The organism is Chryseobacterium sp. BIGb0232, assembly GCF_024810195.1.
GTDB classification, from domain to species: domain Bacteria; phylum Bacteroidota; class Bacteroidia; order Flavobacteriales; family Weeksellaceae; genus Chryseobacterium; species Chryseobacterium pennae.
Genome location: NZ_JANUEH010000001.1, coordinates 1203433 through 1222744 on the forward strand (window position 1 = coordinate 1203433; position 19312 = coordinate 1222744).

A 19312-nucleotide genomic window follows, 5' to 3' on the forward strand; every position below is an offset into this window, starting at 1 on the left:
GTTTATAGGTTATATTTTTTTTTCAGACTCCATTTTAATCCCAAATATACTCCACCTGTCGGAATAAATATAATTAAAATAACAGCCCAAATTGGAAGTTGCGAATGAATTAAAAATATATTAATAATTAATTGACATAATGCATACACAAAACTTACTATTAAATGTGAAACTTTTTTCTCATTGGCAAAAAGCTGATATAAGTGTCTTCTATGGGCTTCAAAAATATTCTCCTTCAATAATAAACGCTCTATAATGGTAAGTACTACTTCCATTCCATAGATAGCCAGTAGCAAAATATATTTGTACTCCCCTGTTTTCATGATTAAAAGAGTAATAAGGCCTATAACCCAGAACCCTATTCCCATACTTCCCACATCTCCTGCAAAACACTTAGCTTTTTTTCTGAAATTAAAGAACAGAAATACAATGCAGGCCAATATAGGATAATATATAAAATTATGATCTGTAAATTGAATCACTTCTCTATTGATATATGCCAGTGAACTCAAGGTAACCAAACTGTATAATCCTGTCATCCCATTAATCCCATCCATAAAATTGTAAGCATTCAGGGTACCAATAATTACGACAAATAATATGGGCCAGGCCCAAACGGGCATTAAAGTAAATGCTCCCGTAAAATAGAGTAACAATATAACTGAAATCAAATGTACTGATAATCTGATCTTATTAGATAAAGTTCTGATATCATCAATAAAACTGATTGTACAGATGGACAGCAAGCCTAAGCCAAAAGACCAGTAGTTTTGTATAGCTTCATTTACATTAAAAAAACAGAAAATAATAAATGCTATCGGGAAAATAATCCCCCCTCCTCTTAAGGTAATCTGTGTGTGTGCACTTCGATGATTGGGTTTATCAATAATATTGTATTTATCTGCTATTTTGAAATAAATGAGTATTGATACAAATAATAGTAGTGTTACAAAAATATATTCCATTATTTTGTTTGAAAACTTTTTATAGTCTTTGTTAATCCTTCTTCAGCTGAAACCGGCAGCTTTGAAATTTGTAAGGCTTCTTTAATTTTAGCATTAGAGACTGCATAACTTTCGGTAAGTTTTTTTAATCTCTCGGAATTCAGTGGCAATTTAATTTTATCACCCAATTTTGCAATAGAAATAACCAATCCTTTGGAAATTTTCAATAGTTTAGGTTTTCTACCGGATGTTTTGCTTATAATTTGTATAAGTTTATTTGTGGAAATAAAATCATCATCAGCAAAATTATAAATTCCTGAGTTAATATTTTTATTTTTAAGAATTTGTAATATTAAAAAATTAAGATTATCAATACTTAGAAATGATCTTTGATTTTCAAAAGAAGCAAGTGGCCATGGAATCCCTTTTTCTACCACTTTGTATAATAAGTTTAAATTGCCTTTATTTCCTGGACCATGGATCATACATGGTCTAATAATAAAAAGTCTTTTCCCTGTTGGAAGTTCTTTTGATAACAGATATTCTTCTGCTAAGAGCTTAGATTTTCCATAAGGTGTTTTAGGATCTGAAGAGTGATTTTCGTATAGTACTCCATCCACTGTATCCGCGGTAGCTTTTACGCTACTGAAGTAGAAAAAATCTTTAATATCGGATTCAATAAATTCATCAAAAAGTTTTTTTGTCAACTCTGTATTAATCTTAAAATACTCTTCATCAGCAGAAGTATTAGCTGTGTCATGAGCTTTTCCTGCAAGATGAATCAAAGCATCAAAATTTCTGGAGAGCTTCCAGTTAGCTCTTAAGGATATTCCTATTGAATTACACTGATTTTCCTCAAGATATTTAAGTAGGTTTTTTCCTACAAATCCCGATGCTCCGGTAATGATAACATTCATTTTTTTGAGATTATTTTTTCAAGATTCGAAATACATTCTTCCATTTTATAATTTTTCTCATAAAATGATTTTCCGTTGAGACCCATTATATTTAACTCTTCCTTATTCTTTTGAGCAGCCTCTGCTATTCTCTGGGCTAATTGGTCTCCATCTCCCGCAGGCACAGTAAAGCCACAATCAGCTTCTTTTATATTTTCAGCACCTTCTCCGTTTAACATTGCCATAATGGGTTTTCCTGAGCTCATATATGCCTGTACTTTAGCTGGTACAGTTAGGTTAAAGATTGGATCATCTTTAAGACTTACCAATAATATATCTGCAGCATTAAAAAAAGAAGCCATAGCCTCAACAGGAAATCTTCCCATTGTATAAACAGTTTCCTGTAAACTATGTTCTTTAATAAAATCGTGAACGAATGACATTTTACGACCATCTCCTACCAAAATAATCTTAATATCAGTATTTTTTTTCAGTTGAAGTGCAGCCTGCATAATACTTTCCATATCCTGCGCTTCCCCTATATTTCCGGCAAACATCACCTTAAATCCATCGGGAAGTTCCGGAATAGCATATACAAGATTTCCTGAAGAAATAGTGTCTTCAGCCCAATTAGGAAAATATTCAATCTTATCTTCATAATTCCCTTTTTCTAATATTGATTTCTTAAATCCTTTAGACGTAATCAGTATTTTTTCAGATTCATTATAAAATTTTTGAACCATTTTGGTAAAAAAGTTCAGAACAAGTTTATTCTTTACTCCACCTGCTATTTCTAAACTTTCTGGCCAAAGATCCATTACCCAAAAATAAATGGGCGTTTTATGTATTTTTTTAATGGCTAAAGCAGGATAGAACTGTGTAATCGGAGAAGGTTCGTGAACAATAATTGCATCATATTTTTCCCGAGATGATAATTTTCTAGCTTTTAACGAAGCAAAAAAAGCCCAGCTAAAATAATTGAGAAAGATTCTTATTCCTCCCCCTTTTCCCCGAGGTAATAATAGTGCTCGAATGACTTTTACTCCATTAATAATCTGTTCTCTATTTTCTGAAAAACCGTATCCATCATAAATTTCCCCTTCAGGATAATTCGGTATACCAGTCAAAACAGTAACTTCATGGCCTCTTTTCTGAAGTTCAAAGGCCATATCATTACTCTTAAAATTTTCAGGATAAAAATATTGGGTTACAATTAATATTTTCATTATTTTTTACTCCAAACCACTCTGTTAATATAATCGGTATAGCTTAAAATAATTCTTACCATTTTTTCAGATACATTTGGCATAGAATAATCTGATACTTGTCTATAGTTTCTTTCTTTCCCAACTTTCTGTTGCTGAAGCTGCGCCAAACCTTGTAAAATTCTATCTGGCGAAAGCCCTACCATCATTACCGATGCTTCTTCCATTGCTTCAGGTCTTTCATGAGCTTCTCTAATATTCAGTGCTCTGAAATTCAGGATTGAAGATTCTTCTGAAATGGTTCCTGAATCTGAAAGCACAGCAAATGAACGCATTTGCAAAGCATTATAGTCATGGAACCCCAGTGGTTTTAAAAATTGAATTTCAGGACGCATATCAATCTGCATCTTATCAATCATATTTTTGGTACGCGGATGTGTAGAGACAATGATTGGATATTGATATTTTTCTGCAATAGCATTTAAAGATTCCATTAATCCTCTGAAGTTTTTCTCAGAGTTTATATTTTCTTCTCTATGCGATGAAATCACAAAGTATTTACCTTCTTCTAGGTTTAATCTTGATAAGACATCTGAACTTTCTATTTGAGGGAAATAATGATTTAATACTTCAAACATTGGAGAACCTGTTTTGATAATTCTATCAGCAGGAAGCCCCTCTCTTAAAAGGTATTCACGAGCTATATCAGAATAGGTTAAATTCACATCTGCTGTATGATCCACAATCTTACGGTTAGTTTCCTCAGGCACACGCTGATCGAAACATCTGTTTCCTGCTTCCATATGGAAAATTGGAATCTGACGTTTTTTTGCAGGAATAGCGCACAAACAAGAATTAGTATCTCCTAAAACTAAGAAAGCATCTGGCTTTAATTCTTCTAAAAGAGGATCAATTTTAATAAGAATATTTCCGACTGTTTCTGTCGCAGTTTTCCCTGCTGCTTCAAGGAAAAAATCAGGTTTACGAAGACCTAGATCCTCGAAGAATATTTGATTAAGTTCATAATCATAATTCTGTCCAGTATGGACAATAATATGTTCTACTGCTTCGGAAGCATCCAAAGCTGATAATACTCTTGATAATCTTATAATTTCTGGTCGCGTTCCTACAACCGTCATTACTTTTAATTTTTTCATCAAACCAATCTTACTTTATAATTTATACTTCTAGGAAATAGGTATCTGCATCTTCAGGATTAAATGGTTCATCAATCCAAAAAATAGTATATAATTCTTCTTCTCCTATGTTTTTAATATTATGTGTATACCAAATTGGCATATCTACATAAGCAGGCTCTGTTCCATCTAAATAGAAATCCATTACTTCATCAGTATCGATCTTTCTCAACTGAATCAAAGCTTTTCCTTTTATTACGGCAAAGCGTTCTATTTTTCTGGTGTGATAGTGGTTACCTCTTGTAATTCTTGGTACTGTAGTTGAAAATGAACACTGTCCACCAATTCCTAATCTGATTACTTCTACGAAAGCTCCTCTTGGATCTGTATGTTGAGTAAATTTAACAGGATAACGTTCTTTATGATTGATATAAGAACGATAAGTATTGAATAAATTGTGTTCAAAATTATCTTTCAAAACAGGAATTTCTCCACCATCAAGATATTTAATTTTAAAATCGTTCAATAAAGCCAGCACTTCCGATACTTTTTTGACCGCAGTTGCTTCAACCAATAATTCCGGTTGGCTTTTCTCTGAACGAACTTCAGTAATAATTTTCATTACAAGCTCCTGAACGTAGATCAGCTTTACTTCACCATCATTGTCAATCTTTGGAATCTCACCAGATGTTAACTGATGGCAGAAAGTAGCTATAAACGAGTTATAAAATGGTTTACCAAAAGCACCAAACACATTAGGAATAATTAAGCCTGTTACTTTCCCTCCATTTTCATTAGCCCAATTTACAATAGCTTCCCTTCCTTCACGTTTTGACTTTCCATAAAGGTTGTCACGCTCTTCCTGTGTAGATGATGAAATTAAAACATGAGCTTTAGAATCTGTTCTTTTTAATGAATCTACTAATGTCTTAGCTAAAGTAACATTTGTCTCATAGATTACTTCCTGGTTTTCGTGACGATTCATTGCAGCTAAATGTACAATAACATCACATTTCGATACGAAAGCATCTAATTCTGATTGATTTTCAAAATATTCTTTCTGAAAGTCAACACGTTCGAATTCTTCAGGAAATAGACCTAAAGTATTATATAAATGACGACCAACAAAACCATTTTGGCCGGTAATTCCTATTTTTTTCATAGTTTAATATTAAAATGATTCAGAGGAAAACGGTATTCATCTTTGATTTCTCCTAGTCCATAATTAGCCAGAACTAATAATTTACTACCCTCTTCTTCTGCTTTGATCGCGGTAATACAACCCGCTTTTATATGAAGAAAATCCAGTGTTTCAGGAGTAAGTTCATAATATTGAACGTCTAAATCTTGTGAAGGATTATTAAAATCATCCACTTCAACAACAGCAATTCTAAAGCTTCCTTTGATACAAGAAAACCAACGCTGCTCAATAGCATGCCCTTGCCATCCTCTTACAAAGTTGATGTTTGCATTTTCAATGATATAAATTCTTTTGACAACAGAAGCATCAAAATCATTATTAAATCTGATTACCCCTCTTTCGTCTTCAAATTTATTTCCTTTAGTAAGCATATGTTTTTCCCTTTATCATTTTTAAAGAATAAAATTATCCGGATTTAGTAAGGATATTGCATTACATCTTCTCCGAAAACTTCTTTACGTATTAAAGGTAAAGAAGAAACTAATTTTTTAAGTCCTTCCACTCCTTGTTGTTCAGTATTATGGGAATGATAATCTTCTACTTTAGAAATATCTTCTTCTCCTTCGGAAAAATATTTAGCATAATTAAGATCGCGATTATCTGCAGGTACTCTATAGAAATCGCCCATATCTTCTGCTTTCAGCATTTCCTCACGAGTACATAATGTTTCATAAAGTTTTTCACCATGGCGTGTTCCTATTACTTTGACTGGAACCTCTTTTCCTGTTAGTTCAATTAGGGCTTTAGCCAGATCACCAATACTTCCTGCAGGTGCTTTATTAACAAATAAATCTCCTGGATTACCATTTTCGAAAGCAAACAATACCAAATCAACCGCATCTTCCAAAGACATGAAAAAACGAGACATATTAGGATCTGTAATGGTAATAGCTTCTCCTTTTTGAATCTGATTTAAAAATAAAGGAATCACTGATCCTCTTGAAGCCATTACATTTCCATAACGTGTAAGACACACCACAGTATCTGTAAGGTTTCGAGCTTCTGCAACTGCTACTTTTTCCATCATGGCTTTAGAAATTCCCATTGCATTAATAGGATAAGCAGCCTTGTCTGTTGAAAGACAAATTACTTTTTTCACTCCATTGGCAGCAGCAGCACGAATAACATTCTGTGTTCCTTCTACATTTGTTTTCACTGCTTGCATTGGAAAAAATTCACAAGACGGAACCTGCTTCAAAGCAGCGGCATGGAAAATGTAATCTACACCACGCATTGCTGGTTCTACTGAATTATAATCACGAACATCCCCGATATAATATTTAATTTTTTCACTTTTGTAAAGGTTTCGCATATCATCCTGTTTCTTTTCGTCACGAGAGAAAATACGAATCTCTTTAAAATGATCTGTTGCTAAAAAACGATTAAGCACAGCTGTTCCAAAAGAACCTGTGCCACCTGTGATCAAAAGTGTTTTATTTTGAATTTGCATAATTATTTTCTTAATAAATTTTCTTTTTCTTCTTTAATTGGATAGTTAATCAAAACTGCCTTATATTTTCCTTTAAACACGAATAAACTTCCGGCTGCTACTCCAATAATCTCATGTTTATCAATAACTTTTTTGATATCTTCCAGGCTTCCTGCACCTCCTAGTACAGTCATAGGAAGTGATGTTTTTTCTCTTGCTTTATCAATTAGGGACATGTCATAACCTTTCATTACACCATCTTGGTCTATGGAATTGATTACGATTTCACCAGCTCCTAATTGCTGCGCTTCTTCAATAAATTTAAAAGGATTAATTCCTGTTGCTTTTTTCCCATTATGGGTATACACTTCATATCCTCCAAATAACTTCTTCTTCACATCCAATACCACAATCACACTCTGAGCACCTACTCTGTCTGCTATTTGGGTAATAAGATTAGGATTATTTAGCACTGCAGAAGACAATGCAATTTTTTCAATTCCTAACCCAAAAATTTTCTGAGCCTGCTCAACAGTTTTTACACCTCCACCATAGCACAAAGGCATTCTGGATTGATTAGCGATTCTCTCAATAAGACTATAATTAGGCTCCAACCCTTTTGTTGTAGCATCAATATCAAAAATAGCGAGCTCGTCTACTTCTTTTTCATTAAAGATTTTAACAGCATTGATAGGATCCCCAACATATTTAGGGTTTTTGAAATTAACAGTCTTTACCAAACCATTATCTTGTATCAATAAACTTGGTATAATTCTCGGTCTAAGCATCAGTATTAGAGTTTAGCAAAATTGTGAAGTAATATTTCTCCATAAGAATGGCTTTTCTCAGGATGAAACTGAATTCCATATTTATTTTCGTGATGAGCAGCTGATGCGAATTCACCACCATAATCTGTAATCGCCATAATATCTTCTGAATTATTACATTCAAAATAATAAGTATGTAAAAAATAGAAAATGGCATCTCTTTCCAGCCCTTTGAAAAGATCAAGATCTTTAACTGGTTTTACATCATTCCAACCCATATGAGGAAGACGTGTAACCTGCTTGATTTTGTTCTCATCAAACTTTCTAACAGTGGCATCTATCCATTTTAAGCCTTCCAGACTTCCTTCATCACTTTTATTAGCCATCATTTGCATTCCTACACATATTCCAATAACTGGGATTTTTTTCTCAAGAACCAATTCGTCCAAAGTATCCCTCATTCCTGAATTATTAAGTTGTGACATAGCATGATCAAAATGTCCCACTCCCGGAAGGATCAGTTTTTGAGCATCCAGCAAATCTTCTTTTGTCTTTGCAATTTTTACAGGGATATCCACCCTTTTATATACATTGACGAAGGCGTTGATATTTCCAACGCCATAATCTATAAGTGTTATCATCTGAATAGTCTTTTTTCCAATCCGAGTTTTTGCATTGCTTGAGCTCCGAATTTGATGATTCCCATTTTATTTTTATAATTTTTGTAGGTTTTATTCTCACCTTCAAATATCTGTTGTAGTTCTTCTGTTGTTAAGTCCAATTTATGAGCTACATATTCAAATTCTTTTTGTAGAAATTCTTCCGACAGTTCAGGTCTTGATACTCTGTCCAGAGCTTCTTCTCTTGTCATCTGTCCTGTAAGGATAAGAGATGAAAAATGTGCTTTTCTTTTCTGATAGCCGAATTTCCTAGGTAACCAGTAATCTTCATAAAATCTTGTAAATCTAGATTCATGATGCTTATGCTGGAAAGATTCCCAGCCGAATTTTGTTTCCAAAAGATTTTCTGCATCTTTTTTGATATACGGAATCAAATTAAGAGGTTTGAAAACTTCCATTCCATATACATATTTGTAATAAATCTTATAAGAAAGAATGTCAACTAATGGAAATGTTTTTAAAGGTCTTTTTCCAAATTTTGAATGAATATCTTTTACTAAAGTTGTATCAATTCCTGGGAAACCACCCCATTCTTCTGGTTCACGACAACATTCTGTAGAAAAATTTCCACCTGTAAGTACATAATTAATTTTATGTTTTCTAGCGAACTTATATAATCCTGAGAAAAAGGCATAATCCTGAGGAAGATCTTGGTCTGAAATCTGAGATTTAAGAAATGCAACCTGAAGATCTTTCATTTCCTCCCAATTTATTACCTCTGTATAAAGGTCAAGATTAAGACCATTAATAAGTTTTTCAATATTTCCTACTGCTTTATCTGTATTCCATCCTGCATCTACGTGAAAGATCAATGGGCGAATTCCCATAACTTCTTTGGCAACGTATGCCGCATATGAACTGTCTAGCCCTCCACTAAGACCAATGATACAATCAAAATCTTTATTCTTACTTGTCTTTTTGATTTTATCTGCAATTTTCATCAGCTCATCGTAACCATGCTGATCAGTATGCCAATTGGGTTCTATATTTTCTTTAAAATTTGTATAATAATCACTTTCTCCTTTTTCGTTGAAAATGATATTAGGATCCGTAGTATCCATTATTGTTTTAGTACAAATTTGATATGGTCTATTATTTACCATTTTCAATATTATATTTGAGATTAATATTTAACTTTTTCAATTTGTTTATCAGAATTAAATCCTTCAATAATCCAGAGCATAGTCATATATCTGTAAATAATATCAGAATAAAAGTTTTTGTTTTCATCAGTTGTGAAAACATACTTTTCTACCGGTATACGAAATAAAGCAGAACTGAAAAATTTTATCCCTAATTTAAATAAAGTCTTTTTTAAATTTTCTTTTTTTGCGTCGATTGGCATTAATAAATCATATAATGAATTATCAATTAATTCAGGCTCCTTTTCTTTTAATGTTCTCAAGCTGTATCTTCCTAATTCGACAAATTTGATTTTCCAGTAATGAGGAGATATATTATTATCATAATGAATCAGTTTTGCATCCGGACAAAATACAATTTTAAAACCTGCTTTTTTTAATCTATATCCAAAGAGTTCATCTTCGGATCCATATTTTTTTAATCCTTCTTCAAACAGACCTATTTTGAAAGCATCCTCCTTTTTACATGAAGATCCACCTCCTGCAAAAAAATTGCTTGGTATATCCGAAAAATCTATCCCACGCATATATTTTTCAGATCGATATCCTATTGCCCTACTCTGAATAAATCGCCCAAAATTGGTTTTATCCAAATCTTCAGCCTGATAGGTAACATCACTAACAACAGCAATATTTTCATCCTGCTTAGCTTTATAAAGATTTAAATGGGCTTCCAGAAATGTATCGGAAACCAATAAATCATTATCTAAAAACAGTACTATATCACCCTTTGATGCTCTGATTCCTACATTTCTTGTTGTAGCCTGACCTGAATTTTTCTCATTACGGATATATCTTACATTTTCAGATTTTAATACATAGTTTTCGCAAAATTCCGGGGTATTATCTATGGAACAATCATCTACAATAATAACTTCGTAATTCTCAATTCCAATACTCTGATTTTCGAGATGCTGAAGACATTTGTTAAGTGTATCCACTCGGTTATAGGTTGGAATGATAACGGATATGAACATAATTCTATATAATTTTTAGTATCGTTTTAACATTTTAACTCTTTCTTCCTATAAGAGTTATTTGATGATCTGTTCTTCCCCTGATTTAATTTTTTGGACAAAAATATCTAAATTATTGTTATTTACTTTTCTATTATTTATTTTTATATTTTGAAAATTCACGTGCATATTAGATTTTGTGCTGTAGCTATTTCTCATAGGATATTTATTCTTAAACAACTTAATATCTTTCATGCTAATTATTCCTTTCAGTGGTTTTAAAAATTTGTTATATCCACGATCTACATAAAAATCAATTCCACTATTTGAGAAGTAATCCACAAAGTTATTCACATCAATTTTTATACGATCCAGAGAATTTCCCTGTAAATTATCTAATGCAAAAATAAGCCCGCTGTCCGCATTATTATAAGTAACAATATTTTCTAAAAGAATGTTATTAATATAATCACGAGTATTATTAGGCTCAATATCAATTCCCGCCTGAGGAATCGCACCATAAGTATTTGCAATAAGACTATTTTTTATAATTACATTCTCTCCTGCCACAATTGATATGCCATTTCTTCGATTATTATCAATAAAAGCATAATTTACTTCAATTTTTTCAGAAGGATCGTTTAAGTTCCCAATATAAATACCATCTCCCCACATTTTGGTTATGGTAGGATTATATATATTTACATTTTTACTGTTTCTGATAAAAAAACCCATTCCCCACTCTCCTTTATTTCCTTGATGGTTATCTCTATCACCAACTAAATTTGCAAAATATACATTAACATTTTCTACACCTTCAATATAAAGCATCCCATATAATTCTTCTTTATTAGGCTGCAACAATAATTTAGAGTTCTCCTGGAATAAAACTGAGGAATTGGATGTTAACCTTAGCCCTCCAAAATCAATCATCACAGGAAAATCAGGAAGAATAACTTTCTTATTATCATCAATCCCCTTTTGCAAATATTTGGTATAGTTTACATCTCCATTTTTAGAAAAATTCTTTGGCAAATAATCCGTAAGGTTCTTAGCTTTTGTAAATAATGTAGACCTTATCTTTTTAATTTCAACTTTCTTATTGAATGGTAAAAGCAGCGAGTCCTCAATTTTTTTATACTGAAACTGGGCAAATATATTTAAGGGCAATACAATGAAAAGAAAAAAAATAATTTTATAGTTACAGTTACTTATCATATTATTTTTTTTGAAGGTTATTTAAATATCTGTTTACATCCATTGCATGTGAATACTTTCTTGTTTCTAGCAAATTACTTACCGTTTTTGTAGCTTCTTTTGCAAATAAGCTAAATTGATCATAATTATCAAAAATTTTCTTTAAAGATAAAACAATGGATTCTACAGATTTCGATTCGATTTCCAAGCAATTTCTTCCATCTTTCATTAGGGAAGGTATTCCCCCTACAAATGTAGTGATGATAGGAGTACCATATATCATTGCTTCATACAGAGTTCTTGGAAAACCTTCATGATAAGAAGGTAGTATATAGATGTCTGAATTTACAAAGTAGCTTCTAATCTCCTGTGCATCGAAAGTTGCTCCTTTAAAAGACACCATATCATTAATATCCAGATCATTGGCTAATTGTTTCAATTCTTCAAAATACTCACCATCTCCGACCAAGTCTACATAAAGTTTATGCTGTAAATATCTCAATTCGGATACTGCATTAAGTAATTCTATAATTCCTTTATCATTGGTCATACGTCCCAAATAAAGAACTTTATAAACATCTTTTTTCATGTATAGCCTATTCTCTACGATATCTTTTTCTGTAAGGGTAATCATAGGTCTCATTGTATAAGCAATTTTTTTTCCAACAACAGCATTGATGTTATCCGTGAAATAATCAGCTACACAAAATGCAACAGCCGCTTTTTTATATATTAATGAGGGGATTTTTCCCTGCATATCATCTGCTCCTCTCACATATAAACCATACTTTCGACCTAGTATATTACAAATGAAAGCTATATACTTAAAAGCTGTAGGATAAAAAATGTATACAAAATCTGATTTCGCGATTTCAGGAATAACCCTCAGATAAAGAAGTATGTAATTAAGAATTTTATTAGATTTTCTATATAGTCCTCTAACTTTTAAGCCATTTTCATTAAGTTTATAGACATGGATATTATTCGGTTCATCCATGATTTGCCCATAAATTGTAACTTCAGAACCTAGGTTTTGTAATTCTTTAGCAAATTCACCTGTATTCTTTTCTACAGTATAATCTTCATTTACTTTGGTAATTTCTGCGTTTGGGATAATTAATACCTTATGTTTTTTCATTTCTTAATTGAATTTAAAAACTCCAACAAACTATCAACATAGGTATCGGCATTAAACTTAATCTGAGCTGTATTTATAGCGTTTCTACCAACGAGCAGAGCTTCAGCTGGATGATCTTCAATGAAGACAATTTTGTCTGCCATAGCCCCCCAATCTCCAACTTCGCATAAAAATATATCATACTTGTCCGTAACATAATCGGAAATTTCACCAGCCTTAGTTGCTACTACAGGAACACCGGACAGCATATATTCACCTAATTTTGTAGGAAAACCGCCTGACACATATTTTGTAGGAGTTGTTATTAAACATTCTGCCCCTGCAAGAATTGCTGGAACCTCTTGAATTGGTTTCCTTCCTAGAAAGAAAATATCTTTCTCTAAATTATTTTCCTGAATATATTTTTCAATGTTTAGGCATTCAGGAAAATTCTCACACAATATTTTATAATCACCAATTAAATATAGTTTAAAAGATTTTTTTTGTGATTTATTTAAATATTTGTGAAAAGTAATGACACTGTCTAATAATCCATCTCGATTATGCACTCCAAATGTCAGGCTGACATATTTTTTCTGCCCTTTTTCAATTTTCACATGTTCAAATCTATTGGGATCAATTGTCATTGGAAGAAGAAATACATTTTTTGAAATTTTAGAATAAAAATCTTTTAATGTATTTGAAATAACTATAAAACCATCAAACAAAGATAAGTTCATCCGTTCCAGAAACTGTCTGATACGTGACATTTGGAAATACCCATATGGATATTCAGTCTTATCGATTACGAATGGTATTGAAGCTAAAAATGTAAACAGCTTTACAAACAAATTGGTAAGTATATTATCATGATAGGATAAGACTACTTCTGCTTTTTTATTAAAAATGAATTTTTTAATATGATACAATCCTGAGAATCTAAAATAAAATTTATTTAAAATATTGCCATTATAGTATTTTTTATCAGAGAGAAAGGAATAATTTACACCTTCAAAAACTCCATTATCCGGACATTCTGTGTGTGCAGGATACACCATTAAAACATGAATATCTATTCCTTTTTTAGCCAAAGCTTTGCAATAGCTGTGTATTCTCAGGGACGAAACATCCTGTATTGGAAAATAATATGAAGCAATCAATATAATTTTCATGGTGAACTATAAATAAGATTAGATTCAATTAACGGATAATAGGTTAATTTCAGAGTACTAAAAGCAAACTGATACAAAACGATAGAGTACATACCAATCAAAATTAACCCAAGAACAACACGTAAATTAATTTTTTTATAACTATAAAATAAATATAAAATGAAAAATAACTCTAACGGGAATAATACCCGGAAAAATCTTCCAAAATCTGGAATAAAGAAGTAGAGTGGTATGTATATAAGGGTTATTATATTTATTTTTTGAAATAAAATGATAATCCGGTTATTTTCGGCAGACAAGCTGAGCTGCTGTTTTTTGGTAAAATGAATAAACAATAATAATACAACTACAATTATAAAATGAGTCAAAGCAGGTCCAATAGGACTATCTCCAGTTGCATAATACTTTATTTTACCTGCAAGAAATTCGCTATTAATCAATGATATGAATAATGTCATTGATGTAGATAATACTAAAACAATACCCATTACAAGAATAAAAAGCTTTTTAATGCTCAATTTATTTCTCAAAACAAGCAAAAATGCAAAATAAAATATTCCTGTATTATGGAATGCAAGTGCTAATAACAGTACAATTAAAGACTTTACTATTAAGTATTTTGGATTTTTATATAAAAGAGCTAAAAACACAAAAAATAAAACATTTGCCATATAATTACGCATAAAAACGTAATCCATGATGAAAATAATAAAATATAAAATCGCAAATACTGCAGGATAAGGGGATTTATTTGTAAAGTACATAATTAATCCCAAAATGACAAAAGAATATACAATCATAAAACCCTGGAAATCAAAACCAAGACTATAAATCCAATGATTAAATATATTATATCCTATTTCAACATTAAGTGCATCAAGTCCAAATTTTCCTAGTGTATTATAAATATATTCGTATTGAAAGTAATCTCCGTTCCAAGTATTCCACCCCCAAAGCTGCCACATAAACAGGAAAACTCCTCCTGCAACCATTTTAGATTTAGGGAAAATAATACATAGCAATAAAAGGAAAACAAAAACTGCAAAAATCATAATCCTTTAATTTCTTTTTTATAATAATATAAAATTACCAATGCATACATTAATCCTGATAAGATACGCGCAAAGGCTGCCCCTTCACCTCCGTATAAATAAATAAATAAAATATTTGCAATGAGTAAAGTAAATCCAACAAGAAATGATGCATTTCTCAATTCTTTCCCTTTTCCTTTTGCAAGCAAAAATCGGTTAAAGAAATCTCCTATTCCATAAAACACAAATCCTATAGATAAATATTGTAACATAACTATCGAATCAAGATACTCCTTTCCAAAAAAAACAGATACAATTGGTCTTGCCGCAAATATAATAAATAGCATAAGAAATGTACTTAATCCAAATGTAAGCAGTATCATTTTAGGTGGAATAAATAAACTTTGTGCAAAATTTTTAAATTGTGTTGTAGCAATAATATTAGGGATCATAGATAAAGGTGAAGCTAACAATGTAGCTAATGTATAGTATCCCACTTCAACATTATTGACTCCAAAATGACTGATTAATATTCCAGATAAACTACTACTTCCTGAAGCAATCAAAGCTCCAAAATAAATATCAAAACCAAACTGTTTATTTCCTACCAATACTTCAGACAACCTTCTTCTGAATTGTTTAAATGTAGGTTTAACCTTTATGAAAACATACACATAAGCAATGATAAACGTAAGATAGTTAAGTAAAACAATACTGATAAGATCTATTTTTTTAAAATAAAAGAAAATGATCGCCAATATAATCGTTAAAAAAATTTTAGGAAGCAGTCTTGACCATGATAAAAGATTAATTTTGTTATCTCCGGGAAGAAAATTTTCATTTAATGTGGTCAATAAATACACCCATGAAAACGGAATGGAAATTAACAATACTTTAAATAAACTGCCTTTGTCAATATTTTCAGAAAAGAAAGCATATCCAATTACTGATATTGCCATGACAATAAAAAGTATGACTACAAAGAAACTGCCTACCAGATAATATCCTCTTGCTCTACTGGTATCATTAGTAATGGCCACCAGACGGGAAATAGTATAAAATATCCCAAAGTTGAAAATTATTTGGCAAAAACTATAGATGTTAAATAACAGTGCATAATCACCATATACATCCTTTCCTAAGATTCGAGTTAAAAGAGAATTAGTTACAAAACCTAAAACAAGCCCTACTACAGTAGAAACTAATAACCAGAAGGCTTGAGTAATATTTTCATTTTTATAACCTTCTCGAAGGAAGTTAATTAATTTCATCATTATAAACGGGCTACATTTTTGGATATTTTTATAATCTGATTACATCCTCTTGATCTACAAACCCTTTTATATCATAAATTACTCCACCTTCAGCCAGATATTTCTTAAAGTCAAAATCTGCAAATTCTTTATGGGCAACAGTTAAGATAATAGCATCATATTTTTCTTCAGGGACTTCATTATAGATAGATAAACCATACTCATGCTCCACCTCGGAAGGGTTTGCCCATGGGTCGTATGTAGTTACTGCTAACGAATAATCCGAAAGTCCTTTTATTACATCTACTGCTTTTGTATTGCGAACATCTGGGCAGTTTTCTTTAAAAGTAATTCCAAGATTTAAAACTTTACTTCCATTAACTTTAATATTTTTTTTGATCATTGCTTTAACGATTTGTGAAGCAACATACTCCCCCATTGAATCATTAAGTCTTCTTCCTGCCAAAATGATTTCCGGATGGTACCCGTGTTCTTGTGCTTTCTGTGCAAGATAATATGGATCTACCCCTATACAATGCCCACCGACAAGTCCTGGTTTAAATGGTAAAAAATTCCATTTTGTAGATGCAGCTGCCAGAACTGCATGAGTATCGATTTTTAAAATATTGAAAATCTTTGCTAATTCATTTACAAATGCAATATTAATATCTCTTTGTGAGTTTTCAATTACTTTGGCAGCCTCAGCAACCTTAATAGTGGGAGCTAAGTGGGTACCAGCAACAATGACTGATCTATAGAGATTATCAACAATTTGTCCTATTTCTGCGGTAGACCCAGAAGTTATTTTCAGAATTTTTTCTACTGTATGTTCTTTATCTCCTGGATTAATTCTTTCTGGTGAATATCCTACATAGAAGTCCTTATTAAAAACCAACCCAGATACTCTTTCAAGAACAGGAACACATTCTTCTTCTGTAACTCCAGGATACACTGTAGATTCATAGATAACAATATCTCCTGATGAAAGTACCTTTCCAACAGTTTCAGAAGATTTATAGAGAGGAGTTAAATCTGGTCTATTATTCTTATCAACAGGAGTAGGAACAGTAATTATATAAATATTTGCCTGCTTAATATCTTCAATAGTATTGGAGCAGAATAAACCATTTTCTTCTGTTTCAAGAGGATTTTTATCAATAAGAACAGATTGTAAAACATCATCCGCAACTTCCAATGTATTATCCTTCCCCTCATTTAATTCTTTAATTCGTTGTTCATTGATATCAAAACCAACAACAGGAAATTTAGTAGCGAATAAGCGAGCTAAAGGTAATCCCACATATCCTAATCCAATAATGGCAATTTTAAAACTTTTCATTATTAATGTCTTTGTAAAATTTTGTTAATACTATTCATAAATTCTTCATCAAATTCTCTGGATACGACTTCTGTTCCATATAAATTTAAATGTCCTTTATCATAGTACATTAATGTATCTTTATTAAATGGTATATCTTTCAGCTTTTGTTTAAAATCTATACTCACTACATGCACATTCTTATACTGATCCAAAACTTTCTTAATTCTTACAGGAAGTTTTTTATATTCAATTTTATATTCATAATTTGAATTGTCATTTTTTATAAAATCTCTATTTATCCTTATTGGATTCTTATCCGGAGTAGGATAATCTGGTAGGATAATAACAGTCTGAGATGCATTAAGATTTTTTAAGAACTGATCTAAAGCACTTGGTAAAGAAGATTGATCATCAAACCAAACTGAACAAATGAAAATAATCTTTGCGTTCTTTATTTCATTATTAGTTCTCGCTACAATATTAGAATACTGTACAAATAAATCTTTATTAGAAAAATCCTTCTGATTTAATCCCGGAATATTCGGGTACCTATCATTTGTTATTGTTCTAAAATTAAATGAATTGACAAGTCCTAAATTGTGTAAAATATTTTTATAAACTAACGCATGGCTATCACCGATTAATAAAATTGAATCTGATTTTTTTGATAAATCCCCAAAACTTTCCACTTCTTCAAATGAATTGGAGTGAGACTTAAGACCAAAAGTAGGTCGAGAATATTTATCTGGTATTTTATAAAAATAAGTATTTAATCTAGGTAATAATACAGCTACCACTCCAAGAACGACTACTAAAGCAGTAAGTAAAGTAAAAAATTTTTTATTATTAGTTTTTCTAAAATAACTTTCTACCGTAAAATATGTGAATAGAGATAAAAGGTAAGTCAAAATTACAATTAGGACAACTTCTACTCCAGTAAACTCATAATTAACCTTATAATAACGCCATAAAGCCATCACCGCCCAGTGCCACAAATAAATAGAATATGATAACTCTCCAATATGTACTGCGATCTTATGGCTGAAAATATTACGATTTATAAAGCTATCCTTATTGATTAATAAAAAACTGGTGGCCAGACAAGGAATAATGACCAAATATCCAGGATAATCAGACTTTTCAGAAAACAGAAAAGCACAGACAAGAATTACAACAAGGCTAATGCCTGATATATAATTAAGAGTGGAAGTTCCTATTTTCTTAAAGGTATCTTGCTTTACAGCAAACAATGCTCCTATACAAAACTCAGGAATCCTCGCTGCCAAAGAGAAATACATTTTACTTTTAAGATCTAAAAAATAAGTTCCCCAAACCGAATACCCTAAAAAACCAATAATAATAGCTATCAATGCTGTTGGTAACCATCTTTTATTGATAAAATAAAGTAATAATGGTAATAAAAAGTAAAACTGCATTTCAATGGAAAGAGTCCAAGTATGGAGAAAAGGATTCTCGATACTTGATGCCCCAAAATAGGTATCCAAAGTAGAAAAATAGATATTGGAAGCAAAAATTGCGGACCAAAATGCATTCATCCTGAGCTGCAAAATATCAGAAGGTAGATAAATTATTACAGCTATAATTAAAATTACAGTTAAAACTATATAATATACTGGTACAATACGTTTAAGTCTGCCAATATAAAAATCTATAAATCGAAAACTTTTTTTTTCTACTTTATTTAAAATAATTCCAGAAATTAAATAACCGGAAATCACAAAGAAGATATCTACTCCCAAAAAACCTCCAGGAAGCACTGAAGAAGAAATATGGAAAATAAATACCAGAAAAACAGCTAATGCTCTTAGCCCCTGAATGTCTGCTCTAAAATCATTCATATAAAT

The 19312-nt window shown here is 31.4% G+C and carries 18 protein-coding genes; all 18 read right to left on the reverse strand.

The features are described from left to right. Window positions 1-2: 2 nt before the first annotated feature. The gene (locus M2372_RS05195) at window positions 3-965 is read right to left on the reverse strand and encodes a glycosyltransferase family 4 protein (protein ID WP_123318088.1); all 963 of its coding nucleotides are present in this window, start codon (window positions 963-965) and stop codon (window positions 3-5) included. Continuing rightward, window positions 965-1861: an NAD-dependent epimerase/dehydratase family protein gene (locus M2372_RS05200; protein WP_123318087.1), complete on the reverse strand. Its 897-nt coding sequence runs from the start codon at window positions 1859-1861 to the stop codon at window positions 965-967. The genes M2372_RS05195 and M2372_RS05200 overlap by 1 nt, the downstream gene beginning before the upstream one ends. Next, entirely contained in the window at window positions 1858-3066 is a 1209-nt protein-coding gene (locus M2372_RS05205) for a glycosyltransferase family 4 protein (RefSeq protein WP_123318086.1), read from the reverse strand. The genes M2372_RS05200 and M2372_RS05205 overlap by 4 nt, the downstream gene beginning before the upstream one ends. Continuing rightward, entirely contained in the window at window positions 3066-4202 is a 1137-nt protein-coding gene (gene wecB, locus M2372_RS05210; RefSeq protein ID WP_123318085.1) for a non-hydrolyzing UDP-N-acetylglucosamine 2-epimerase, read from the reverse strand. The genes M2372_RS05205 and wecB overlap by 1 nt, the downstream gene beginning before the upstream one ends. 22 nt (window positions 4203-4224) lie before the next feature. Further along, entirely contained in the window at window positions 4225-5343 is a 1119-nt protein-coding gene (locus tag M2372_RS05215; protein WP_123318084.1) for an NAD-dependent epimerase/dehydratase family protein, read from the reverse strand. Next, window positions 5340-5753, reverse strand: a complete 414-nt coding sequence (locus M2372_RS05220; protein ID WP_123318083.1) for a WxcM-like domain-containing protein — start codon at window positions 5751-5753, stop codon at window positions 5340-5342. The genes M2372_RS05215 and M2372_RS05220 overlap by 4 nt, the downstream gene beginning before the upstream one ends. A gap of 44 nt (window positions 5754-5797) precedes the next feature. Continuing rightward, window positions 5798-6832: a polysaccharide biosynthesis protein gene (locus M2372_RS05225; RefSeq protein WP_123318082.1), complete on the reverse strand. Its 1035-nt coding sequence runs from the start codon at window positions 6830-6832 to the stop codon at window positions 5798-5800. Between the two features lie 2 nt (window positions 6833-6834). Then, on the reverse strand, window positions 6835-7599 hold the full coding sequence (locus tag M2372_RS05230) for an AglZ/HisF2 family acetamidino modification protein (protein WP_123318081.1): 765 nt from the start codon (window positions 7597-7599) through the stop codon (window positions 6835-6837). 5 nt (window positions 7600-7604) lie between these two features. After that, window positions 7605-8219, reverse strand: a complete 615-nt coding sequence (hisH, locus tag M2372_RS05235) for an imidazole glycerol phosphate synthase subunit HisH (protein WP_123318080.1) — start codon at window positions 8217-8219, stop codon at window positions 7605-7607. Continuing rightward, complete coding sequence (locus M2372_RS05240; RefSeq protein WP_123318079.1) at window positions 8216-9361, reverse strand: N-acetyl sugar amidotransferase; 1146 nt, start codon at window positions 9359-9361, stop codon at window positions 8216-8218. Before M2372_RS05240 ends, hisH begins: the two co-directional genes overlap by 4 nt. A gap of 20 nt (window positions 9362-9381) precedes the next feature. After that, complete coding sequence (locus M2372_RS05245) at window positions 9382-10377, reverse strand: glycosyltransferase family 2 protein (protein WP_123318078.1); 996 nt, start codon at window positions 10375-10377, stop codon at window positions 9382-9384. 57 nt (window positions 10378-10434) lie between these two features. Then, complete coding sequence (locus M2372_RS05250) at window positions 10435-11391, reverse strand: right-handed parallel beta-helix repeat-containing protein (protein WP_148060700.1); 957 nt, start codon at window positions 11389-11391, stop codon at window positions 10435-10437. A 184-nt stretch (window positions 11392-11575) separates the two neighbouring features. Further along, the gene (locus tag M2372_RS05255) at window positions 11576-12691 is read right to left on the reverse strand and encodes a glycosyltransferase (RefSeq protein WP_123318076.1); all 1116 of its coding nucleotides are present in this window, start codon (window positions 12689-12691) and stop codon (window positions 11576-11578) included. Continuing rightward, window positions 12688-13761: a glycosyltransferase family 4 protein gene (locus M2372_RS05260; protein WP_259080633.1), complete on the reverse strand. Its 1074-nt coding sequence runs from the start codon at window positions 13759-13761 to the stop codon at window positions 12688-12690. Before M2372_RS05260 ends, M2372_RS05255 begins: the two co-directional genes overlap by 4 nt. Window positions 13762-13838: 77 nt before the next feature. Next, complete coding sequence (locus M2372_RS05265) at window positions 13839-14894, reverse strand: EpsG family protein (protein ID WP_123318074.1); 1056 nt, start codon at window positions 14892-14894, stop codon at window positions 13839-13841. Then, entirely contained in the window at window positions 14891-16147 is a 1257-nt protein-coding gene (locus M2372_RS05270) for an oligosaccharide flippase family protein (protein ID WP_123318073.1), read from the reverse strand. The genes M2372_RS05265 and M2372_RS05270 overlap by 4 nt, the downstream gene beginning before the upstream one ends. 28 nt (window positions 16148-16175) lie before the next feature. Continuing rightward, window positions 16176-17465, reverse strand: coding sequence for a nucleotide sugar dehydrogenase (locus M2372_RS05275; RefSeq protein WP_123318072.1), 1290 nt, complete (start codon window positions 17463-17465; stop codon window positions 16176-16178). 2 nt (window positions 17466-17467) lie between these two features. Then, window positions 17468-19306, reverse strand: coding sequence for an acyltransferase family protein (locus tag M2372_RS05280; RefSeq protein ID WP_123318071.1), 1839 nt, complete (start codon window positions 19304-19306; stop codon window positions 17468-17470). Between the last annotated feature and the right edge of the window lie 6 nt (window positions 19307-19312).

Excerpts from the sequence above, each read along its gene's own strand:
- M2372_RS05220 (WP_123318083.1), bottom strand. The coding sequence starts at position 5,753 with ATGCTTACTAAAGGAAATAAATTTGAAGACGAAAGAGGGGTAATCAGA.
- M2372_RS05280 (WP_123318071.1), bottom strand. The coding sequence starts at position 19,306 with ATGAATGATTTTAGAGCAGACATTCAGGGGCTAAGAGCATTAGCTGTT.
- M2372_RS05200 (WP_123318087.1), bottom strand. The coding sequence starts at position 1,861 with ATGAATGTTATCATTACCGGAGCATCGGGATTTGTAGGAAAAAACCTA.
- M2372_RS05245 (WP_123318078.1), bottom strand. The coding sequence starts at position 10,377 with ATGTTCATATCCGTTATCATTCCAACCTATAACCGAGTGGATACACTT.
- M2372_RS05240 (WP_123318079.1), bottom strand. The coding sequence starts at position 9,361 with ATGGTAAATAATAGACCATATCAAATTTGTACTAAAACAATAATGGAT.
- M2372_RS05205 (WP_123318086.1), bottom strand. The coding sequence starts at position 3,066 with ATGAAAATATTAATTGTAACCCAATATTTTTATCCTGAAAATTTTAAG.
- M2372_RS05215 (WP_123318084.1), bottom strand. The coding sequence starts at position 5,343 with ATGAAAAAAATAGGAATTACCGGCCAAAATGGTTTTGTTGGTCGTCAT.
- hisH (WP_123318080.1), bottom strand. The coding sequence starts at position 8,219 with ATGATAACACTTATAGATTATGGCGTTGGAAATATCAACGCCTTCGTC.
- M2372_RS05265 (WP_123318074.1), bottom strand. The coding sequence starts at position 14,894 with ATGATTTTTGCAGTTTTTGTTTTCCTTTTATTGCTATGTATTATTTTC.
- M2372_RS05225 (WP_123318082.1), bottom strand. The coding sequence starts at position 6,832 with ATGCAAATTCAAAATAAAACACTTTTGATCACAGGTGGCACAGGTTCT.
- M2372_RS05275 (WP_123318072.1), bottom strand. The coding sequence starts at position 17,465 with ATGAAAAGTTTTAAAATTGCCATTATTGGATTAGGATATGTGGGATTA.
- M2372_RS05195 (WP_123318088.1), bottom strand. The coding sequence starts at position 965 with ATGGAATATATTTTTGTAACACTACTATTATTTGTATCAATACTCATT.
- wecB (WP_123318085.1), bottom strand. The coding sequence starts at position 4,202 with ATGAAAAAATTAAAAGTAATGACGGTTGTAGGAACGCGACCAGAAATT.
- M2372_RS05230 (WP_123318081.1), bottom strand. The coding sequence starts at position 7,599 with ATGCTTAGACCGAGAATTATACCAAGTTTATTGATACAAGATAATGGT.
- M2372_RS05255 (WP_123318076.1), bottom strand. The coding sequence starts at position 12,691 with ATGAAAAAACATAAGGTATTAATTATCCCAAACGCAGAAATTACCAAA.
- M2372_RS05270 (WP_123318073.1), bottom strand. The coding sequence starts at position 16,147 with ATGATGAAATTAATTAACTTCCTTCGAGAAGGTTATAAAAATGAAAAT.